Here is a 3,757-nt window from a genome sequence, read left to right as displayed (position 1 = left end):
TTGCTATATTAAAAAGATAATAGTAGGTTTGGATAAACTAATCAAACAATGAAAAAACTCCTGAATTTATTTATTATCTTTTTTAGTATTAGTCTTTTTAGTCAAAACTTATCAGAAATAAATAATTCTCTTGATTTAACTGATTCTTTGATTCACGAAAAAGAAATTCGTATTTATAAAGGTTTTGGAATTACAAATTTTACAGAAATTTTTAGAATGTATATGGACAAAACTGGAAAATGGAATATAGAATACTTCGAACATTTTGCAGCTGTTAAGAAAAAAGCAAAGCAAAAAATCAAGCAACGAGAATTAATTTCTAACAATGACTCTGATTTCGTTTGGGCAAGCATTTTAAATACAAATATTCAATATCTTCCAAATATGCATGATATTAAATGGAAGATGATAAAACGAGGCGGAATCGAATTAAAAGATGGTGAATATCAAATAATGTGGGAACAAGTTGCGATTATGGATGGTGTTGGTTATGTAATTCAAATTAATCAAAACGGAAAACATAGAGAAATCCGTTATAACAATCCAGAAAAATATATTAAACATTATCCCGACATTGATGAACTTATATTTTTTTCGGAGTTTCTGGAATTAATACGGACCGAATTCAACCTTTGGAAAAAGTAACTATGCAGGACACTTTGTACGATGTGTGATAATAGTTAAGTGATAACTCAAAAGGTTCTTATATATTTGGAGAGGTACAAAGATTTTATAGTAATAAAGTTATAAAATGAATGCAGAAAAGCCAATGGCTGGGTAACAATTTGTCTCCCAAAGACACATATATTAAACATTGCACATAATTAACCTAAATGAAGAATATAGTTTTACTTTCCATTTTTATTTTCGCATGCAATCTACATTCACAAATAATGACCAGATACCTCATTGAAAATGTTGATATCGTGGATTATGTAACTCTAGAACTTTGTGCTGATATTTCAAATGGTATAAATAGTGTAAACGTAGTTGAAGAGAGAACCACTCATAAAACAAAGAACAATATCAATAAGCTTATTGATTATCTTAAAAGTATGGAATATCCAAAAGATGGTCCATTAATTGATAAATGTAGAAATCTGACTTTTTCGTTCATCAATCCGAGTTTTGACAAAATGAAATTGGATGTTCAAGATTGTGATGAATGTACAAAGTACAAATATGGAAAATATAATTATCATCATATAAATTATAAAAACACGAAAATCAAAAGAAACAGAAGGATACAAAAAGAAATAGGAGAAAAAGACAGACAGATATACAAAATAGAATGGACATCTAATTGTTCTTATATTCTGACTTACCAACGAATGTCTGAACCTAAATTAAGGAGTTTAATTGGAGGAAAGATAGAAGTAGAGATAATAAAGTTATTAGAAAATAACGGATATGTATATAGATCTATTGACACTAAAGGCATTGTTAGATATGGGGCTATTTATAAATCTGATTAAACCCAACAAAGGCGGATTTGAAACCCGACTGCGCGGATTTGCAATCCGTGTAATACAGCATAACGTCTTCATAAAAACCTTGACAGATGTAAGTTTTATGATATACATAAACGGATCAATTTTTGATAATAATTGCCAATATAATTTGTCACTACTTAAGATATGAATACAAATTTGATATTATTAATCATTTTTATCCCTGTTATATCATTTTCACAATCAATCAAAAATTGGAATGAGAAAACTTATGATGCTCTAAATACAATTAAACCCGATTTAACAAAGGAACAGTTTAACTATTTTAAATCTATAATTCTAAACAGACAAAAGTATCAGACGCAAAAAAGAATAGATTCAACAAAAGGAGTCATCAAAATAGTAGAAGGTTATGATTTTAAAGAGAATAAGTTTGGAATTATTGAAGAATATCGTTTTTCAACTGGAAAAATATTCACTTATTTGAACAATTCAAAAGAATGGGGAGTGAGTTTCAATGACTATGAAAATTTTGTTGAAGCAAGTATTAGAAAGCACAAAATTGATACAATTTTTCCACGAAAATACACTGCTGTATTAGGTTGCTCAATAGATAAACGCACGATTAGAAAATCAAAAAAAATTGAGAAGATGGCTAAAAACCAAGGTATCGTAATTGAAAATTATTTAAAAATAGAAACGTTAATTGACTCGATAACTGATAAAATTTATATTTCATTTTTAATTCCAAAAAGTGGAGCCAGAGAAGTACAGATATCTTATGGCCCATTTTACCTTGATGTTGAATTAGAATATTGGTTGAATTAAAAACCGGTTGCAATACGATATATGCATTCATAATTACTAAGAGACAAACAAATACTTCAACATAAAAACGGGAGATAATAATACTATGATACGTGATATGTTTATGAGATTAATAATTTCAGTACTCTTTATATTTATTTCAAGTTTTGGCTTTGGACAAAATATCGGAGGGTATTTTAACTATGAAAAAGTTAAAAAATCTGTACCGGAATACGAAACTAATAAAGATTTAATAAAGGAATTGGAGACCAAATATAACGACTCACTTTTAGTAATTATTAGTCCTTTTCAAAAAAAAATCTCGGATGCTCCTAATATTGAATATTCTCCCGAGGAATTAGAAAAAATTCAAGATTCAATTCAAAAATTAGAACAAAAAATAGAATCATTTCGAAAATCAGCTCTTGAGGCTGTTGAATTAAAGAGAAAAAAACTTGATCAGTCTATTAATAAAATAATTTTGTCATCAATCAACGATTTTTGTGAATCGAAGAATATTAAATATTTAACCAAAAAAAATGATTTACTATTTTGTGTAGAATGTTTAGATTACACTAATGAATTGATTGAATTTATGAAATTAAAAAAATAAAGGCACTAGTTTTATAACATAAACAGACCCTTATATATAACTACAAACCGATATATACTTGTTTGTATATTATTGAACAAGATAAACCCAAAGAATGAGAATAAGAACTCTAAAAGATGTTGAAAAATTAGATCATAAAATAAAAGAAGAACTAGGAATAGATGTACAAAAATACCGAAATGAAGAAGTTATTGAAAATTTTGTAGAGTTATTAGTTTTTCCAAAATATGTAATCAATTGGGTAATTCGACCAATTCTAATTTCAATTGTAATTTTCATTTTCGGATTTTTTATTTTTGATTTGGTTCACATTGAATATGTTATCTATGGAGTCATTGGGCTAATTCTCTTTTTGGTAGTCGGAATCATTACTGGATTGCTTTTCTTGATATGGAAAATGAAATCAGATATGTGGAGTATCATTAACTATTCCTTAGAAATTATGAAATCTGCAGTAACTGATATAAATCAAGTGAACAATCAAGTAAATAAAGAGAATAGAAAAGATGTTCTTGGTTTACTTTTTAAAGGAGTGATCCACATAGTTACAATTCCAATGATTTCAAAAATAATATCAGATAAAGTTCCATTGGTTGGAGGAATTGTAAACAGAATAGTAAAAAAGATTTTAACGCTAGTTTCTGATAAAGTTAAATTTGACGAAGAAAAGTTAAAACAAGAGCTTAATAAAACAGAAAATGAATCAAGTGCTCTAAAAGTTTATTCAAGTTCAATCTCTTCAGCTACCAAGGGATTAGAAAAAGTGATAAACTTTACATTTGGTGTAGCACAATTTCCTTTGAAAATAGGACTAGGAATTATATTACTAGTTTTAATACTATTCCTTTACGTAATAAACTAGACCAAATAAAAACCTTAAAACTTC

5 protein-coding genes are annotated in these 3,757 nt (G+C 27.5%); all 5 read left to right on the top strand.

Features of this window, described 5'->3' with window-relative positions:
• The first annotated feature begins 48 nt into the window (after positions 1-48).
• The 5 genes from Z053_RS0127245 to Z053_RS0127225 all read left to right on the top strand — a co-directional run bounded on the left by Z053_RS0127245 (position 49) and on the right by Z053_RS0127225 (position 3,733).
• Entirely contained in the window at positions 49-645 is a 597-nt protein-coding gene (locus Z053_RS0127245) for a hypothetical protein (protein WP_025668135.1), read from the top strand.
• A gap of 248 nt (positions 646-893) precedes the next feature.
• Positions 894-1,475 (top strand): hypothetical protein, encoded by a 582-nt coding sequence (locus tag Z053_RS0127240; RefSeq protein WP_025668134.1) that lies wholly within the window; start codon positions 894-896, stop codon positions 1,473-1,475.
• Positions 1,476-1,637: 162 nt separating this feature from the next.
• The gene (locus tag Z053_RS0127235; protein ID WP_025668133.1) at positions 1,638-2,279 is read left to right on the top strand and encodes a hypothetical protein; all 642 of its coding nucleotides are present in this window, start codon (positions 1,638-1,640) and stop codon (positions 2,277-2,279) included.
• Between the two features lie 103 nt (positions 2,280-2,382).
• Positions 2,383-2,871, top strand: a complete 489-nt coding sequence (locus Z053_RS0127230; RefSeq protein WP_160170159.1) for an OmpH family outer membrane protein — start codon at positions 2,383-2,385, stop codon at positions 2,869-2,871.
• Positions 2,872-2,965: 94 nt separating this feature from the next.
• A complete protein-coding gene (locus Z053_RS0127225) occupies positions 2,966-3,733 on the top strand; it encodes a hypothetical protein (protein ID WP_025668131.1) in 768 nt (255 codons plus the stop codon).
• The last annotated feature ends 24 nt before the right edge of the window (positions 3,734-3,757 follow it).

It is taken from the genome of Aquimarina megaterium XH134, from assembly GCF_000520975.1.
In the GTDB taxonomy this organism is placed as follows: domain Bacteria; phylum Bacteroidota; class Bacteroidia; order Flavobacteriales; family Flavobacteriaceae; genus Aquimarina; species Aquimarina megaterium.
The sequence above is the reverse complement of the archived record's forward strand: the minus strand, read 5'-3'. Positions and strand labels throughout refer to the sequence as shown.